The following is a 17,637-nucleotide window of genomic DNA, read 5'->3' as shown; positions in this document are numbered from 1 at the left end:
TAATGATTTTTACATATAATAAAGAACATGTCGGTGATGTCCTTATGGTCATCGTGAAAAATAGCGGAGATGCCAAACTGGACGTGGAGCGTAAAGGCAAGGTAGCTCGTGTTTTCCTCAAAGATAATGGAGAAACAGTAGCTTGGAATATTTTCGAAGTTTCGAGTTTATTTGAAATTGCAGAGCGCGGTCAAGTCTTTTTATCAGATGAGCAAGTCGCTCGTTTGAACCAAGAATTGCAGGTGGCAGGTTTTACAGAAGAAATTATCAATGACAAAGAACCTAAGTTTGTTGTGGGTGAAATTGTCGAGATGGTAGCTCATCCAGATAGTGACCACCTCAATATCTGCCAAGTTGCAGTCGCAAGTGACAAGACAGTACAAATTGTTGCAGGTGCTCCAAATGCGCGTGTCGGTCTGAAAACCATTGTCGCTCTTCCAGGTGCCATGATGCCAAAAGGTAACCTCATTTTTCCAGGCGAGCTTCGAGGTGAAAAGAGTTTTGGCATGATGTGTAGCCCTCGTGAATTGCACCTCCCAAATGCTCCGCAAAAACGTGGTGTTATTGAGTTATCAGAAGACCAAGTTGTCGGAACACCATTCGACCCAGTTAAGCACTGGACTGCCTAAGATGTTGTTAGTATCTGATAGACCAGATAGAAGGAAATAAGATGGCAAAAAATGTAGTGATTACAGGAGCGACATCAGGAATCGGTGAAGCGATTGCGCGTGCTTATCTGGAGCAGGGTGAGAATGTCGTTCTAACTGGACGACGGATAGACAGACTAGAAGCCCTCAAGTCAGAGTTTGCAAAAACTTTTCCTAGTCAAACAGTTTGGACCTTTTCATTAGATGTAACGGATATGGACATGGTAAAGACGGTCTGCTCCGATATTCTAGAAACGATAGGGCAGATTGACATCTTGGTCAATAACGCCGGACTAGCTCTAGGTTTAGCACCCTATCAGGACTATGAAGAGTTGGATATGTTGACCATGCTGGATACCAATGTCAAAGGTTTAATGGCAGTCACTCGTTGTTTCTTGCCAGCAATGGTAAAATCCAATCAAGGTCATATTATCAATATGGGGTCAACCGCAGGAATCTACGCCTATGCTGGTGCCGCTGTTTACTCAGCTACCAAGGCAGCGGTTAAGACCTTTTCAGATGGACTGCGAATTGATACCATTTCAACAGATATCAAGGTGACCACCATTCAGCCTGGAATTGTCGAAACAGATTTTTCTACAGTGCGTTTTCATGGTGATAAAGAACGAGCTGCGTCCGTTTACCAAGGAATCGAAGCCTTGCAAGCTCAGGATATTGCAGACACAGTAGTCTATGCGACCAGTCAACCTCGTCGTGTTCAGATTACAGATATGACCATTATGGCCAATCAACAGGCGACAGGTTTCATGGTTCATAAAAAGTAAAAAATTTCCTCGAAAAGTTACAAATTTCTGTAACTTTTTTTGATTTCCTACGAATAGATAAGTAGGAGGAAAAAATATGTATAATAAAGTTATCTTGATTGGGCGTTTGACGTCTACACCAGAATTGCACAAAACCAACAATGACAAGTCAGTAGCGCGAGCAACTATCGCTGTGAACCGTCGTTACAAAGACCAAAATGGGGAGCGCGAAGCTGATTTTGTTAATATGGTCCTATGGGGGAGACTAGCAGAAACATTGGCAAGCTACGCAACTAAAGGTAGTCTTATCTCTGTGGATGGAGAACTTCGTACCCGTCGCTTTGAGAAAAATGGTCAAATGAATTATGTGACCGAAGTACTTGTTACTGGATTCCAACTATTGGAAAGTCGTGCCCAACGTGCCATGCGTGAAAATAATGCAGGACAAGATTTGGCGGATTTGGTTTTGGAAGAGGAAGAATTGCCATTTTAAACATTGAAAAGTCTGAGTTAGTCTCAGGCTTTTTTATACTGTCTAAATGTGTTACAATGAACTAGTTGAAACTTTTTGGAGGTTGGAATGAGTAGAGAATATACAAGAACAATCGTCAAAATTATATTTTGTACAGTAGTCGTATTTGTTTTTGCGATTTATACTCATGTGAGTCAGACAGATCCTATTCCGGGACAAATAAAAGTTGGAGCGACTTATATGACGATGAATAGTGAATTTTATAGACATTTACATAATGAGATTCAACGCTATTCTGATTCAGAAGGTCAGATATTGTATACTCGGGATGCAGAGATGAGTGAAGAAAAACAGAGTAAACAAATTGATGAGTTTATAGAGAAGCGAGTGAATGTTATTGTTATTAATCCGGTTAAGAGTGATAGCGAGCAAATTGTGGAAGCGTTAAGTAGGGCAAAGAATTTTGGAATTAGAGTTATAGCAGTAGATAGTCAGTTGAATAATATAAAAGTTGATACGAGCATAGTTTCTGATAATTACCATGCTGGGATATTAATTGCCAAGGATTTGATGAAACGTACCTCAAATGCTCATATTCTTTTGTTAACGCACAAAGATGCTTTATCAGCTAATCAGAGAATAACTGGTTTTTTGGATACAATAAAATCAGAAGAACATTATCAAATTATCTCAGAAAGAGAAACGGTTGGTCAAACAGAGTATGCTATGACTACTGTAGGTGATGCGTTATCTGAAGATTTACAATTTGATGCTATAGTGGCTTTAAATGATAGAGCAGCTATAGGAGCTTTAGCAGCAATTAAAGAATTGAAAGTAACTTCAAAAAAACTTATTTACGGAATAGATGGTTCACCAGATATGAAGCATTTATTAGCTACAACAGATGAAGTTACGGGAACGGTTGCTCAATTTCCATCTCATATGGGTAGAAAAGTATCGGAAACAATAGATTTATTAGTAAAAAAAGAAGAAGTTGAAGAATTATATACTATACCTGTACAATTTGTTGATAAAAATAATATAATTCAGTTTGATATTAATGGGTGGCAGTAATGAAACAGGTAAAAGGTGTCCAGTATTCTATAATTTTGCTTTTATTAATTAATTTTCTAACCATTATATACAATGGAGCTTTGTATATACAGATTACAAACTATGTAATTTCAAAGGGACAGATGATACTCTTATTGGGAGAATTAAACAATATTTCAAAATCACCTGACCAGATTTTTTGGTATTCAATTATTTTTTTCGTCGGTATTATTTTTATATCTACCTATAAAATGTATTCAACTGAGAAAAAATGGCCAATTTTTTCAAAATGGAATTTGTTTGAAATAGTATTAATGATTGGTGTTATATGGTCACAAAATCTATCATACAATGGAATAATATTATTAGTTTTTGCTGATATATTCTATAGTTCAAGAGAGTTTCAAGACTCTGATAGTAAACGTTCTTGGATTATTTTTATTTTCTTGAGTTTTTTAATATTACTTTTAACCGACTATGAAATCTTGTCACTATTTATAAAAGTTCCATCTCTAGCTACTTATATCCAATTTTATCCATCTTCCATACGAGGTGTAGTGTTATTTTTAGAAAATGCATTGACATCATTAAATGTTATTATTTTCATCATCTCTTTATTGTCTTATATCCTATACGTGATTAAAGAACATCATAATATTGAGGAAGAGCTTAAAATGTTATCTAGAGTCAACACTGAATTGAATCATTACATATCGTTATCAGAGAAAATCGCTGAAGATCGAGAAAGGAAAAGAATTGCTCGGGAAATTCATGATACTCTAGGGCATGCGTTGACAGGAATTTCAGCAGGGATTGATGCTGTTTCTGTACTAATTGATGTTCATCCTATCCGTGCTAAAGAACAGTTAAAAAATGTTTCAAATGCAGTTAGAGAGGGGATAAAAGATGTTAGGGGATCATTACATAGACTAAGACCAGGAGCTTTGCAAAATAATGGTTTAAAAGATGCTCTAATATTAATGATTAGTGAGTATGAGTCTCTATCTAAACTCTCTGTTGATCTAAAATATGAATGGGGAAATATTGATTTAGATGTTATACAGGAAGATACTATTTTTAGGATTATACAAGAATCTATGACAAATTCTGTTCGTCACGGACATGCTAGTAAAATGAGCATTCACTTTATGAGTGAGGATAACAACATAATAGTTTTGCACGATAATGGAATAGGTTTTGACGACTTACAAATTGGGTATGGCTTGAAACAAATGAGAGAGCGAGTTTCTATTTTAGGTGGTTCTATTCATTTTGAAAATAGGGAAGGATTTTACACTAAAATAGTTTTTCCAAAAATAGGAGGTGAAGTATATGATAAAAGTAATGATTGCAGATGATCAGGCATTAATTAGAGAGTCTTTGCAGATTATTTTATCAGTATATGCTGATATTGATGTTGTATCTGTTGTTGGTGATGGTATCGAAGCTATGGATAACATTATGACTGTAAAACCGGATATAATTTTAATGGATATTAGAATGCCCAGAATGGACGGAGTATTGGCTACAAAAGAAATCAAAAAACGTTTTCCGAATATAAAAATTATAATCTTAACAACATTTGATGACGACGAATTTATTTTTAGTGCTTTAAAATATGGTGCATCTGGCTATTTATTAAAAGGAGTTTCAACAGACGAGTTATATCAAGCCATTCAGACAGTGTATAAAGGCGGAGCTATGATTAATCCTAATATAGCTAGTAAGGTATTTCAATTGTTCTCGCAGATGGCACAGACCAATTTTTCTATTACTGTGAAGGAAGAGAATATTGAAAATATATCACTGACAGAATGGAAAATTATTCAGCAAGTGGCATTTGGAGAATCAAACAAGGAAATTGCCAGTAATCTTTTTTTATCCGAGGGAACAGTGCGCAATTACCTTTCTATCATTCTTTCAAAACTAAATTTGAGAGATAGGACACAGTTAGCCATATGGGCTGTACAAACAGGTGTGACACAAAAGAATTTTTCGAAGGAAATGGATAAATGAAAGTAAAGCAATTGTTTCTAGCGATACTGTTTGTGCTAAGTTGCTTGAGTTTATTTCTTATTTGGGAAAACAAGCAGATAAAGATTATTAGACTGGGTTTTTATTCTGATTCTAGTTGGGGAATTCCTACAGGGAATAACAGCTATGTACTAGATGAGGCTATTAAGAAATTTGAAGAGCTTCATCCAGGGGTTAAAATTGTATATGATTCAGGTATTCCTAAGGAAGAGTATTCTAATTGGATTTCAAGTCAAATTTTAAAAGGTTCTGAACCGGATGTATTTCTATTATCAAGCGATCAATTATCTTTATTTGCATCAAAAGGTATTTTAAAAAACCTAAATTCCTATCTGTCTCAAGAAGATGCCTCTAATTTCTATGATGTATCTTTGCAGGCAGCAAAATATGGAGATGCTTTATACGGTCTTCCATATGAAAGTAATCCCATGTTGATGTGTGTAAATCAAGATTTACTTTTAAAAGAAGGGATTGAAATTCCTAAAGTAGGATGGACACAGAAAGATCTCTATGAGATTAGTAAAAAAGTTACAAAAGATACCGATGGAGATGGAATCGTTGATCAATTTGGGATAACAGGATATAGTTGGAAAGAATCTCTAGCAGCCTTTGGTGTTACTATTTCTGAGAGTGGGATTCCTCGTATAGATTCGTCAGAAATGAAGGATGCTTTATCCTATATAAGAGGATTGAATCAATTAAACGGACGCTACAAAGTAACCTATAAAGATTTTGATGAAGGACATGTGGCCTTTTATCCAATGAGTTTGGCACAATATCGTACATATAAACCTTTTCCTTATCATGTGGCCAAATATACAAATTTTAACTGGACATGTATTTCGTTGCCAACGACTAAGGAAGACATTCGTTCGACTGTAACAGATACTTCCTTATACGTGGTTTCTTCGCGTGCTCGCAATTCAAACCTTGCCGTATCATTTATAGAATTTTTAACAATTAATCGTGAAATTCAACAAAATTTATTTAATAAGGGTCAAGGAAGCTCAGTATTACCAGAGGTAGTAACTAGTTTGAAAAGTGAAGAGTTGATGAAGAAAGGAATGATTGGTCAAAATGCCTTAACGACTACTTCATTGGATTATATAATGAAAAATTCAATTACAACTATTTCAAAAGGAATAGATTCAAAATCATTGGTTGGAATAGAAGAAAGATTAGAAGCATTATCTATGGATGAAAATAACACGGATATTGAAGGTAGTCTTATTAAGTTACAAAAAGAACTAGATATAGGAACCCTTAAATAGATATCAAGATTATTATTTCTTAAATAATAAGAACATGGCAGATGTCTTTATTGACATTTGTCATTTTTTTATTGACATTTATCAATAAACTTTTGTGACATTTAACAATTATAAAGTGAAGATAAGGATGATAGAATGAAATCAATAAAAGGAGGGAAATATGAAGTATTTGATATTAGTCAGTCATGGAGGACTCGCAGAGGGATTGAAATCATCTCTTTCTATGTTTGCTTCGGATAAGGTAGATGATGTCATAGCGATTGGCTTAAAAGATGGAGAAAGTCTTGCAGGTTTTTCTGTAGAGGTCAAGAATGTTATTGCGTCTCTGGATGAAAATGATTCGGTTCTTGTTTTAGCAGATATTGTTGGGGGAAGTCCTTTAACAACTGTTGCAACAGTATTAGAAGAATTTGGAAAATTAGAGAATGCAACTATTTTGGGAGGTATGAACTTAACAATGGCACTTACAGCAGTGGTGATGAAAGACATTCTGACTGGTAGTGAACTTGTTTCTACAATATTAAACGAATCATCATCAGCTCTACAAGAATTTGAAGTCGGATCGGATGATAATCTTAATGAAGAAGACGATATTTAGCTATATCAGGAAAGGGATAAAAAATTATGGTAGTAACATTTGTACGAATTGACGATAGAATGATTCATGGACAAACAGTCACTAGATGGGCAAAAGAACATCCATGTGATGGATTAATTGCAGTAAATGATGCTGCTGCATCTAATAAGGTTTTAATTCAGGCATATAAAGGCGCGTCAGATAAAAAAACATTTGTTTGGACAAAGGAAGCGTTTAAAGAAAAATCATCTAAAGTAACAGAATCAGATAGTAGATATTTTTTGATTACTAAGAATCCAATTGATATGAAAGAAATTTTAGTAGACCAGGGATTTATTCCAGGAGATGTTAAAGAGATTATTGTAGGACCTGCTAACGATAGACCAGGTGCTATCAAGTTGGGAAATAATCAATCAATTACTCAAGAGGAAGCAGTTGCACTAGAAGCAATTGAAAAAGCAGGATATAAAGTTAGATTCCAATTATTACCAGATGTATCTATTGGATATTGGAGTGATTTTAAATCAAAATTTGGATTTTAATAATGAAATAAGGAGACAAAATGATGGAAATTTCTTGGATTCAAGCAGCTCTTTTAGGATTGTTTGCAAGTTTAGCATCGATGCCAGGTATGGGGGGATCCAGTATTGGTAACTATACTTTGGGGCGTCCATTAGTTGGTGGTTTAATTGTAGGTTTAATATTAGGAGATATAACAACAGGGGTAATCGTTGGTGTGGCTTTACAGGTATTATATATTGCCTTAGTGACACCTGGTGGAACTGTATCTGCCGATGTACGGGCAATTTCTTATATCGGAATTCCGTTATCTATCCTATTTGTTCATGCAAATAATATTTCAGGTGAAGTAGCGATTGCAGCAGCAGCAGCGCCAATTGGAGCCGCGGTTGGAACAATTGGAACTGTTTTATTCTATGGTACAGCTACTATGAATTTGCTTTGGCAACACATTGGATGGAAAGCTGTAGAGAAAGGTGATTTTAAGAAGTTATATGCTGTTGATTGGGTATATCCTTGGATTTCACATTTTATCTTTTCTTTCTTACCAACAATGATTATTACAAAATTTGGACCAGATATGGTTGATCTTATGAAATTATATCTTCCGATGGATGGTTTTGTAATGAAGTCTCTATTTACTGTAGGAGCACTCCTTCCATGTGTGGGTATTGCAATACTTTTGAAACAAATTGTTACAAAAGCAACAGACTTTATTCCTTTCTTTGTCGGGTTCACGTTAGCAAAATCTTTAGGCTTGAACTTAGTAGCAAGTGGTGTTGTGTCATTAATTTTTGCAGTAATTTATTATGAATTAGAAGTTATTAAATCTGCCCGTACGACAGCAGTTGTCAGTGATATGGGATTTGATGAAGAGGAGGATATTTAGAATGAGTCGAAAAAAAATATCAAGAAAAACATTGACAAAATCATTTCACCACTGGTTCTATGGACATCTGACATGTTTTTCTCAAGAACATATGCAAACTTTTGGATATTTAACTTCTATGCTTCCAATTGTAGAAGAAATGTATGATACTAAGGAAGAACAAAAAGAAGCTATGCAAACATACACAGCATTCTTTAATACTGAGCCACAGTTGGGTTCTCTAGTAGTTGGGATAACAGCTGGTTTGGAAGAAGCGCGTGCAAATGGAGATGCCGTAGATAGTGAAACCATCAATGGAATGCGAGCTGGTCTAATGGGACCTATTGCAGGTATTGGAGATTCACTTATTGTAGGAACATTAATTCCTGTTCTTTTGGGGATAGCTCTAGGTCTTTCTAAAGGAGGAAATATTTCTGGTGCAATATTCTATATTATTGCATGGAATCTATTAGTCTATCTTGGAATGCGTTTTGCTTATTTTAAAGGATATGAACTTGGAGATAAAGCAGTAGAATTTTTAGTAGGTCCTAAAGGTCAGGCGCTAAGAAAATCAATTAGTGTTGTTGGTGGTATGGTCATAGGAGCTGTTGCAGCAACTTGGGTATCTGTCACTACGGCGCTAGAGCTGAAAAATGGAGATGGAGAAACATTTTTAAACTTACAAGAAAAGATTGATGGTGTTTATCCAGGTCTTTTAACAGCAGGTTTTATCGTTCTATGTTGGTGGCTGATGGCTAAAAAGAAAGTTTCTCCAAATTGGGTGATGCTATTATTGGTAGTTATTGCACTTGTAGGAGTAGCCTTAGGATTTTTCAATCCAGGATTGAAATATTAATAGTATGTAAAAAAGCAACGGTTTATAATCGTTGTTTTTTATATATGCGTAATATAAGGATTTAGAGTTTCGGTATTTTTATAAAAGAATTAACGAAAATGCTAATTCCATAAATCATGTTCGTTAAAATTCTACATTATTAAAGTGCAAAATTAGGATAAAGAAATTTATCTATTCATCCTCAGAAAGTCGGACTTTTTTCTTGACTATTTCTGACCAAGTGATACAATAGAACTATGATTTAGCACTCAGGTATAAAGAGTGCTAATACTATCTATCTCATTATGGAGGAAAACAGATGTTGAAACCATTAGGAGACCGTGTGGTCTTGAAAATCGAAGAAAAAGAACAAACTGTTGGAGGCTTTGTCCTTGCAGGCTCAGCCCAAGAAAAAACCAAAACAGCTCAAGTTGTAGCTACTGGACAAGGTGTTCGTACCTTGAACGGTGACTTGGTAGCTCCAAGTGTTAAGTCTGGAGATCGTGTCTTAGTTGAAGCCCACGCAGGTCTTGATGTCAAAGATGGCGATGAAAAGTACGTCATCGTTGACGAAGCGAACATTTTGGCTATCATTGAAGAATAGAAGGAGAAATTAAGTATGTCAAAAGAAATTAAATTTTCATCAGATGCCCGTTCAGCTATGGTTCGTGGTGTCGATATCCTTGCAGACACTGTTAAAGTAACCTTGGGACCAAAAGGTCGTAATGTCGTTCTTGAAAAATCATTTGGCTCACCATTGATTACCAATGACGGTGTGACCATTGCCAAAGAAATCGAATTGGAAGACCATTTTGAAAATATGGGTGCCAAATTGGTATCAGAAGTAGCTTCTAAAACCAATGATATCGCAGGTGACGGGACTACAACTGCAACTGTTTTGACTCAAGCTATCGTCCGCGAAGGAATCAAAAACGTCACAGCAGGTGCCAATCCAATCGGCATCCGTCGTGGGATTGAAACAGCAGTTGCTGCAGCGGTTGAAGCCTTGAAAAACAATGCCATCCCTGTTGCCAACAAAGAAGCTATCGCTCAGGTTGCAGCCGTATCTTCTCGTTCTGAAAAAGTAGGCGAATACATTTCTGAAGCCATGGAAAAAGTTGGCAAAGACGGAGTCATCACTATCGAAGAGTCACGTGGTATGGAAACAGAGCTTGAAGTCGTAGAAGGAATGCAGTTTGACCGTGGTTACCTTTCACAGTACATGGTGACAGATAGCGAAAAAATGGTGGCTGACCTTGAAAATCCGTATATCTTAATTACCGACAAGAAGATTTCCAATATCCAAGAAATTTTGCCACTCCTCGAAAGTATTCTCCAAAGCAATCGTCCACTTTTGATTATTGCAGATGATGTCGATGGTGAAGCTCTTCCAACTCTTGTATTGAACAAGATTCGTGGAACCTTCAACGTGGTAGCAGTCAAGGCACCTGGCTTTGGTGACCGTCGCAAAGCCATGCTTGAAGATATCGCCATCTTGACAGGTGGAACAGTTATCACAGAAGACCTTGGTCTTGAGTTGAAAGATGCGACAATTGAAGCACTTGGTCAAGCAGCGAGAGTAACTGTGGATAAAGACAGCACTGTTATCGTAGAAGGTGCTGGAAATCCTGAAGCGATTTCTCATCGTGTTGCGGTTATCAAGTCTCAAATCGAAACTACAACTTCTGAATTTGACCGTGAAAAATTGCAAGAACGCTTGGCAAAATTGTCAGGTGGTGTAGCAGTCATCAAGGTCGGAGCTGCAACTGAAACTGAGTTGAAAGAAATGAAACTCCGTATTGAAGATGCCCTCAACGCTACTCGTGCAGCCGTGGAAGAAGGAATTGTTGCTGGTGGTGGAACAGCCCTTGTAAATGTTATCCCTGCCGTAGCTGATTTGGAATTGACAGGAGACGAAGCAACGGGCCGCAATATTGTTCTCCGTGCCTTGGAAGAACCTGTTCGTCAGATTGCGCACAATGCAGGATTTGAAGGATCTATCGTTATCGATCGTTTGAAAAATGCCGAGCTTGGTACAGGTTTCAACGCAGCAACTGGTGAGTGGGTCAATATGATTGATCAAGGGATTATCGATCCAGTTAAGGTTAGTCGTTCTGCCCTTCAAAATGCAGCATCTGTAGCCAGCTTGATTTTGACTACAGAAGCAGTTGTAGCCAATAAACCAGAACCAGTGGCCCCAGCTCCAGCAATGGACCCAAGCATGATGGGTGGGATGATGTAAGCTTTCTGTAGATAGCAACTTATAAAAAACACAAAAGGAGGGAATGCCACCCCTCCTTTTTATGCTATTCACTTCTAAATAGATTTGAGCTCTCCTAATTTATATGATAAAATAAGACTAGAAAAAGGAGAAGAACATGATCGATGTAGAAGAAATTCTGAGCAAGATGAACCCCAATCAGAAGATTAATTATGACCGTGTCATGCAGAAGATGGTACAAGTATGGGAAAAAAATGAGCAACGGCCAACCATTCTCATGCATGTTTGCTGTGCCCCTTGCAGTACCTATACCCTAGAATATTTGACTAAGTATGCAGACGTGACCATTTATTTTGCCAATTCTAATATCCATCCCAAGGCAGAATACCACAAGCGAGCCTATGTTACCAAGAAATTTGTCAGTGATTTTAATGAGCGGACTGGAAATACGGTCCAGTATCTAGAAGCTCCCTACGAACCAAATGAATATCGTAAGTTAGTCAGAGGACTGGAAGAAGAGCCAGAAGGTGGCGACCGTTGCAAGGTTTGCTTTGACTACCGACTGGATAAGACAGCGCAAGTGGCTATGGATTTGGGCTTTGACTACTTTGGCTCAGCCTTGACCATCAGTCCTCATAAGAATTCTCAAACCATTAACAGCATCGGAATCGATGTGCAAAAGATTTATACAACCCACTATCTTCCAAGTGATTTCAAGAAAAATCAAGGCTACAAACGTTCAGTAGAGATGTGTGAAGAGTATGACATCTACCGTCAATGTTATTGTGGATGCGTCTATGCAGCTCAGGCTCAAAATATTGATTTGGTTCAGGTTAAGAAGGACGCCACGGCTTTCTTACTGGATAAGGATGTTGAAAAAGACTATTCTCATATTAAATTTACTGTTACGAAATTAGATATATAAATGAAAACTTACCTCAAGGTAGGTTTTTTGCTAGTAGAAAAGCGATAGATAGAAATTGCTGGACCAATCTTTGAATTTCTAGTCCAAGGCTTGTGAGTCTTCAACAAGCCTTGGACTCTTAAAAAAATGAAGTTTTGCTTAAAAGAGCTTTTTAAATTAAAACGAGCAATTATTAGTTCAAATCTGTTTCAAAAGAAGAACGGATAAATTAATCGATGCTTTGTTTTTGAGTTAGGAAGTTAAGCATGCTAAACTGAGTCGTAGGAATAAATTTCTTTATAGAAATGTGTTACAACTTTGCTATAACGGAATATTCCTTTTTTGCATTTATACAACTTATTTAACACTATCTTTATTCTTGTGATATAATGTCAAATTATAGGGTGGAGGTCATTTAAAATGATTGATAAAGTAATTGAACAATATAAAAGTCATGATAATCTTGATATTCGAGTAGAATTGCATAAGAAGTATTCAAAAAATAAATTGGGATTTAATAATTGGATATTTTCTAACTACCAAATCACTGATGAAGTAAAGGTTCTAGAATTGGGATGTGGTACAGGAGAACTATGGAAAAGTAATAGTGATTCTATAGATAAAATGAAGCAGTTGGTTGTTACAGATTTTTCTAAAGATATGGTAAAATCAACGAAGTCAGTGATTGGAAATAGAGACAATGTCAACTATGAGATAATGGATATTCAAAAGATTTCTTTTGAGAATGAAACTTTTGATATTGTTATTGCTAATATGCTTCTACATCATGTGAATGATATTCCTAAAGCTCTCTCTGAGGTGAATAGGGTCTTAAAAACCGAAGGCATTTTTTACTGTGCTACATTTGGTGAAAATGGAGTTGTAAATTATTTGGCAAATTTATTTAAAGATGAGGTTAATCAAGATTTAGAAAATAAAACGTTTACTTTACAAAATGGTAAAAGGTACCTGAGTAGGTATTTTAACTCTGTCGATACATTACTCTACGATGATGAATTACAGGTAACTAGTATAGATGACCTAGTTAAATACATCCAATCGTTTAAAGGAATTTCAGAAATAGGTTCACTAGAAGAGGAAATAATACGTAAAAGATTGGAAAGTGAGTTTAATAATGGTATGTTGATCATTCCTAAAGAATATGGTATGTTTATCGCTCGAAAAGAAAGTTAAGGGAACGAAATTGTGAAAAATTATGGAGAAGCTTTTCGATATTTTAGAAAATTAAACGGATATTCTTTAGAGTATGCTGCGGCTGATTCTATATCAAAATCTCAACTTTCTAGATTTGAAAGAGGAGAAAATGAAATTTCTCTTTCAACGTTCTTTAAATTATTATCAAATATCAATGTTTCGATAGAGAATTTTTGTAATTACTTAGAACATTATAAAAGATCGGAGCTTGATGATTTTTTGGTTAACTTATCTCCAAATTTTTATAGTTTGAATACTAAAGGATTGGAGGAAATAAAAAATGAGCAACAAAAACTTTTTGAGAAGAGTGGGGAAAAAACTCATAAAATAAATACAATAATGGTCCAGGGATTATTAAATCAGATAGATTGTAATTATGTAGTTAGTAGAGATGATCTAAATTTAGTATATGACTATTTATTTCAGAAAGAACGATGGGAGTCCTATGAGATAACGCTGATTGGTAATTTATATCATCTTTTTGAGATAGATTATATTTACAGGGTCGGAAAAGAAATACTAGAGCGTACACATTATTACGAAAAAATCGGCAAGAATAGAAATTTAGTTGTGTCAGCTTGTTTAAATTTTTGGTTCTGTTGCCTTGAAAATTCACATCTAATATATGCAGACTACTTTGAAATGAAATTAAAGAAATTATTAAAAGATGACACAAAAGTTTTTGAAAAATCTACATTCAAATTTGTAGAAGGATATAAAATATATCTGACTGAATCTAAAGAATCTGGAATTAAACAAATGGACAATGTCATAAAATATTTTGAGTTTATTGAATCTAAAAGTATTGCTTTATATTTTCAAAAACGATTAAATGAGTTGGTAGATTAAATAGCATTTTCTCTGTTGAGATATTGTTTTTAAAATATTGTACTAAATGATTGATGCTATGTGGAAATACAAAAAAATTTTTTTGATACGAAGTTGACCTGTATTTTTTATACTAATCATTTTCGTATTTTTTGTATTAAACGATATAAGTTTGTTGTAAACTTACAAGGAATAAAGACATTAAAAAATAACAGCATATCTATTTGTTTTATACATTTTACGAATTCTGCATAAATCTCTTTCTAGTAATGTGTTGTAACTCTGCTATAATGGACTTATTCCTTTTTGTGTTTACACAATTTATTTTACACTACCAAAAAATAAGGTCAGGATTTTGTTCCTGACCTTTGACAACTTTACCGATTCTTTAGTTCTACATAGCGCTTGTACCAAATGTTGACATAGGCTTCTGAGAAAGGACCTCGTCCATTGTTAATCCAATCAACAAGAATTTTGACATGTTCTTTTAAAATATAGTCCAAGTCATCAGAATAATTCATTTTGCGTTTGTGACGCTCATACTCCTCAACGTCCAAGAGACGTTTCTCTCCATCTGTAAAAATTTTAACATCCAAATCGTAATCAATATACTTCAGTGCTTCTTCATCCAGATAGTAGGGGCTAGCCATATTGCAATAGTAGGAAATTCCATTATCGCGAATCATGGCAATGATATTAAACCAATATTTCTTGTGAAAGTAAACAATAGCCGGTTCTCGAGTGACCCAACGACGACCATCACTTTCGGTAACCAGTGTATGATCGTTGACACCAATAATGGCGTTTTCTGTTGTTTTTAGTACCATGGTGTCCCGCCAAGTTCGGTGGAGACTCCCATCATGCTTATAACTTTGAATTGTAATAAAGTCGCCTTCTTTTGGAAGCTTCATAACTAACCAACTTTCTACAATTTATAAGTTTATCGTTTACTATTGTACCATAAAATTACCTAAAATCTGTGAATTTTACATGAAAATATTAAAGATATTCTCTGAGAGCGCTTGCTATATCCGAAAAATCGTAGCCTTTTCGTGCTAAAACTTGAGTTAAACGCTGTTTAAGTTCGTATCCTTCATATTTTCGGGCATACTTAGCATATTGCTTATCGAGTTCCTTGAAGATGAGTTCCTGAGTCGTTTCTTGGTCAACTTGACTATCCAACTGGTCAAAGGCACTTTTAGCATCAGAATAGGAAAAACCCTTGTTGGTCATATTCTGGATAATCTTATCTTGCAAGGCACGAGCTGGAAGTTTTCCTTCATATTTTTTCAATAGTTTATTAGCTACACGTTGAGCAACTTCAGAAAAATCAAATTTTTTCAAGTTCTCTTCTATAGTAGATTTTGGAACCCCTTTTTGTGTTAGTTTCTGAATCAATACATAAGGTCCCTTGTCTCCTGAAAGCTGATTGGCGTTGATGATAGCATAAGCGTACTGACCATCATTAATCCAATTATCTTCTTTAAGATTAGCAATGACTTGAGAAACTACGTTTTCATTAATATCGTATTTTTTCAGATATTCTCTGACTTCTTTTTCAGTGCGCGCTTTAAAGGATAGGTGGTAGAGAGCTAGATTCTTACCGTAAGAAAATTGAGCAAAGTCCTGAATCTCTTTCAATTCTTCTTCACTTATCACCTTATCTCTTGATAACATGAAGCGAACAATAGTATCTTCAGTAATGTAGCATTTGTCGCCATTATCAAGCTCCATCAGATAGAGTCTTTTTTTCTTTTCAAGTTTTGTGATTTTCATAGTTCTATTATAACTCAAAATGTGATAAGATAGGGGTATGAATCTGAAAGTGAAACAAAAAATACCGTTAAAAATCAAGCGCATGGGAATTAATGGTGAGGGAATCGGCTTTTACCAAAAAACATTAGTCTTTGTACCTGGAGCTCTCAAAGGAGAAGATATCTATTGTCAGATTACTTCTATTAAACGCAACTTTGTTGAAGCAAAATTACTAAAGGTCAACAAGAAGTCTAAATTTCGAGTTGTGCCAGCTTGTACTATCTATAATGAATGTGGTGGTTGCCAAATCATGCACTTACATTATGATAAACAATTGGAGTTCAAGACAGACCTACTTCACCAAGCACTGAAAAAATTCGCCCCTGCAGGATATGAAAATTATGAAATCCGCCCGACGATTGGTATGCAGGAACCCAAGTACTATCGTGCTAAGTTACAATTTCAGACTCGAAAATTTAAAAATCAGGTCAAGGCGGGCTTATATGCACAAAACTCTCATTATTTGGTAGAGTTGAAAGACTGCCTAGTACAAGATAAGGAAACCCAAGTGATTGCTAATCGCCTAGCAGAATTGCTTACTTATCATCAGATTCCAATCACTGATGAGAGAAAAGTTCTAGGTGTTAGAACTATAATGGTTCGACGAGCAAGAAAGACTGGACAGGTTCAGATTATTATTGTTACAAATCGTCAGCTTGATTTAACCCAACTAGTAAAAGACTTAGTTAAAGATTTCCCAGAAGTTGTGACAGTAGCTGTGAATACAAATACAGCTAAAACCAGTGAAATTTATGGTGAAAAGACAGAGATTATCTGGGGACAAGAGAGTATTCAAGAAGGTGTACTCGATTATGAATTTTCACTATCTCCTCGAGCTTTCTATCAACTAAATCCTGAACAAACAGAAGTTCTTTATAACGAGGCGGTAAAAGCCTTGGATGTTAATAAAGAAGACCATTTGATTGACGCTTATTGTGGAGTTGGAACGATTGGTTTTGCCTTTGCAAAGAAAGTAAAAACACTCAGAGGTATGGATATTATTCCAGAAGCTATTGAAGATGCCAAGCGAAATGCTAAAAGAATGGGATTTGACAATACTCATTACGAAGCTGGAACGGCAGAAGAGATTATTCCTCGCTGGTATAAGGAAGGCTACCGAGCAGATGCTTTAATTGTTGACCCTCCACGTACAGGTCTGGATGATAAGTTATTAGATACTATTCTTACTTATGTACCAGAAAAAATGGTTTATATTTCTTGTAATGTTTCGACCTTGGCTCGTGATTTAGTGCGCTTAGTAGAAGTCTATGATCTTCATTATATCCAGTCGGTCGATATGTTCCCACACACAGCTCGAACGGAAGCAGTTGTAAAATTAATTAAAAAAGTTTAAAAAGTAGTTGACAAAGTTTGAAAAGTCGGTATAATAGTAAGAGTTGAAAATAACAACTCTGGTCCGTTGGTCAAGGGGTTAAGACACCGCCTTTTCACGGCGGTAACACGGGTTCGAATCCCGTACGGACTATGGTGTATTGTGGTTGAAGCACTTGATGAAAAAAGTTAAAAAAGTTTCAAAAAAGTGTTGACAAGCGAAAGCGACTGTGATATACTAATATAGTTGTCACTTGAGAGAAGTGAGTGACAAAGACCTTT

General features: G+C 35.6%; 19 protein-coding genes and 1 tRNA gene. 18 read left to right on the top strand and 2 right to left on the bottom strand.

What is annotated here, in order from left to right; all coding sequences use genetic code 11:
* Positions 1-2: 2 nt before the first annotated feature.
* The 16 genes from ytpR to MK480_RS03220 all read left to right on the top strand — a co-directional run bounded on the left by ytpR (position 3) and on the right by MK480_RS03220 (position 14,229).
* Positions 3-629, top strand: a complete 627-nt coding sequence (gene ytpR / locus MK480_RS03295; RefSeq protein WP_254754032.1) for a YtpR family tRNA-binding protein — start codon at positions 3-5, stop codon at positions 627-629.
* A gap of 41 nt (positions 630-670) precedes the next feature.
* Positions 671-1,432, top strand: coding sequence for an SDR family NAD(P)-dependent oxidoreductase (locus MK480_RS03290; RefSeq protein ID WP_254754033.1), 762 nt, complete (start codon positions 671-673; stop codon positions 1,430-1,432).
* A gap of 76 nt (positions 1,433-1,508) precedes the next feature.
* The gene (locus tag MK480_RS03285) at positions 1,509-1,904 is read left to right on the top strand and encodes a single-stranded DNA-binding protein (protein WP_000282442.1); all 396 of its coding nucleotides are present in this window, start codon (positions 1,509-1,511) and stop codon (positions 1,902-1,904) included.
* Positions 1,905-1,991: 87 nt separating this feature from the next.
* Complete coding sequence (locus MK480_RS03280) at positions 1,992-2,957, top strand: substrate-binding domain-containing protein (RefSeq protein ID WP_254754034.1); 966 nt, start codon at positions 1,992-1,994, stop codon at positions 2,955-2,957.
* A complete protein-coding gene (locus MK480_RS03275; protein WP_254754035.1) occupies positions 2,957-4,294 on the top strand; it encodes a sensor histidine kinase in 1,338 nt (445 codons plus the stop codon). The genes MK480_RS03280 and MK480_RS03275 overlap by 1 nt, the downstream gene beginning before the upstream one ends.
* Positions 4,269-4,952, top strand: a complete 684-nt coding sequence (locus tag MK480_RS03270; protein ID WP_033683129.1) for a response regulator transcription factor — start codon at positions 4,269-4,271, stop codon at positions 4,950-4,952. The genes MK480_RS03275 and MK480_RS03270 overlap by 26 nt, the downstream gene beginning before the upstream one ends.
* Complete coding sequence (locus MK480_RS03265) at positions 4,949-6,241, top strand: ABC transporter substrate-binding protein (protein WP_254754036.1); 1,293 nt, start codon at positions 4,949-4,951, stop codon at positions 6,239-6,241. The genes MK480_RS03270 and MK480_RS03265 overlap by 4 nt, the downstream gene beginning before the upstream one ends.
* Positions 6,242-6,401: 160 nt before the next feature.
* On the top strand, positions 6,402-6,839 hold the full coding sequence (locus MK480_RS03260) for a PTS sugar transporter subunit IIA (protein ID WP_020903145.1): 438 nt from the start codon (positions 6,402-6,404) through the stop codon (positions 6,837-6,839).
* A 26-nt stretch (positions 6,840-6,865) separates the two neighbouring features.
* Positions 6,866-7,360, top strand: coding sequence for a PTS sugar transporter subunit IIB (locus tag MK480_RS03255; RefSeq protein WP_020903146.1), 495 nt, complete (start codon positions 6,866-6,868; stop codon positions 7,358-7,360).
* Positions 7,361-7,383: 23 nt separating this feature from the next.
* On the top strand, positions 7,384-8,226 hold the full coding sequence (locus MK480_RS03250; protein WP_254754040.1) for a PTS mannose/fructose/sorbose/N-acetylgalactosamine transporter subunit IIC: 843 nt from the start codon (positions 7,384-7,386) through the stop codon (positions 8,224-8,226).
* The gene (locus MK480_RS03245; RefSeq protein WP_033683132.1) at positions 8,207-9,061 is read left to right on the top strand and encodes a PTS system mannose/fructose/sorbose family transporter subunit IID; all 855 of its coding nucleotides are present in this window, start codon (positions 8,207-8,209) and stop codon (positions 9,059-9,061) included. The genes MK480_RS03250 and MK480_RS03245 overlap by 20 nt, the downstream gene beginning before the upstream one ends.
* Before the next feature lie 298 nt (positions 9,062-9,359).
* Positions 9,360-9,644, top strand: a complete 285-nt coding sequence (groES, locus tag MK480_RS03240) for a co-chaperone GroES (protein ID WP_268707181.1) — start codon at positions 9,360-9,362, stop codon at positions 9,642-9,644.
* Between the two features lie 15 nt (positions 9,645-9,659).
* Entirely contained in the window at positions 9,660-11,282 is a 1,623-nt protein-coding gene (groL, locus tag MK480_RS03235; protein ID WP_173875849.1) for a chaperonin GroEL, read from the top strand.
* A gap of 136 nt (positions 11,283-11,418) precedes the next feature.
* On the top strand, positions 11,419-12,186 hold the full coding sequence (locus MK480_RS03230; protein WP_000567567.1) for an epoxyqueuosine reductase QueH: 768 nt from the start codon (positions 11,419-11,421) through the stop codon (positions 12,184-12,186).
* A 399-nt stretch (positions 12,187-12,585) separates the two neighbouring features.
* Positions 12,586-13,359: a class I SAM-dependent methyltransferase gene (locus tag MK480_RS03225; RefSeq protein WP_268707180.1), complete on the top strand. Its 774-nt coding sequence runs from the start codon at positions 12,586-12,588 to the stop codon at positions 13,357-13,359.
* 12 nt (positions 13,360-13,371) lie between these two features.
* Positions 13,372-14,229, top strand: a complete 858-nt coding sequence (locus MK480_RS03220; RefSeq protein WP_268707179.1) for an Rgg/GadR/MutR family transcriptional regulator — start codon at positions 13,372-13,374, stop codon at positions 14,227-14,229.
* 356 nt (positions 14,230-14,585) lie between these two features.
* On the opposite strand, the gene ntdP is transcribed toward MK480_RS03220, so the two are convergent.
* Both ntdP and recX read right to left on the bottom strand, forming a co-directional pair.
* Positions 14,586-15,119: a nucleoside tri-diphosphate phosphatase gene (gene ntdP / locus MK480_RS03215; RefSeq protein ID WP_000775316.1), complete on the bottom strand. Its 534-nt coding sequence runs from the start codon at positions 15,117-15,119 to the stop codon at positions 14,586-14,588.
* Between the two features lie 88 nt (positions 15,120-15,207).
* Positions 15,208-15,984, bottom strand: a complete 777-nt coding sequence (gene recX, locus MK480_RS03210) for a recombination regulator RecX (protein WP_084887616.1) — start codon at positions 15,982-15,984, stop codon at positions 15,208-15,210.
* 37 nt (positions 15,985-16,021) lie between these two features.
* On the opposite strand from recX, the gene rlmD reads away from it, so the two are divergent.
* A complete protein-coding gene (rlmD, locus tag MK480_RS03205; protein WP_268707178.1) occupies positions 16,022-17,377 on the top strand; it encodes a 23S rRNA (uracil(1939)-C(5))-methyltransferase RlmD in 1,356 nt (451 codons plus the stop codon).
* Positions 17,378-17,437: 60 nt separating this feature from the next.
* Positions 17,438-17,509, top strand: a tRNA-Glu gene (locus MK480_RS03200).
* The last annotated feature ends 128 nt before the right edge of the window (positions 17,510-17,637 follow it).

This window comes from Streptococcus mitis, from assembly GCF_026782895.1.
Lineage (GTDB): Bacteria > Bacillota > Bacilli > Lactobacillales > Streptococcaceae > Streptococcus > Streptococcus mitis_CB.
The sequence above is the reverse complement of the archived record's forward strand: the minus strand, read 5'-3'. Positions and strand labels throughout refer to the sequence as shown.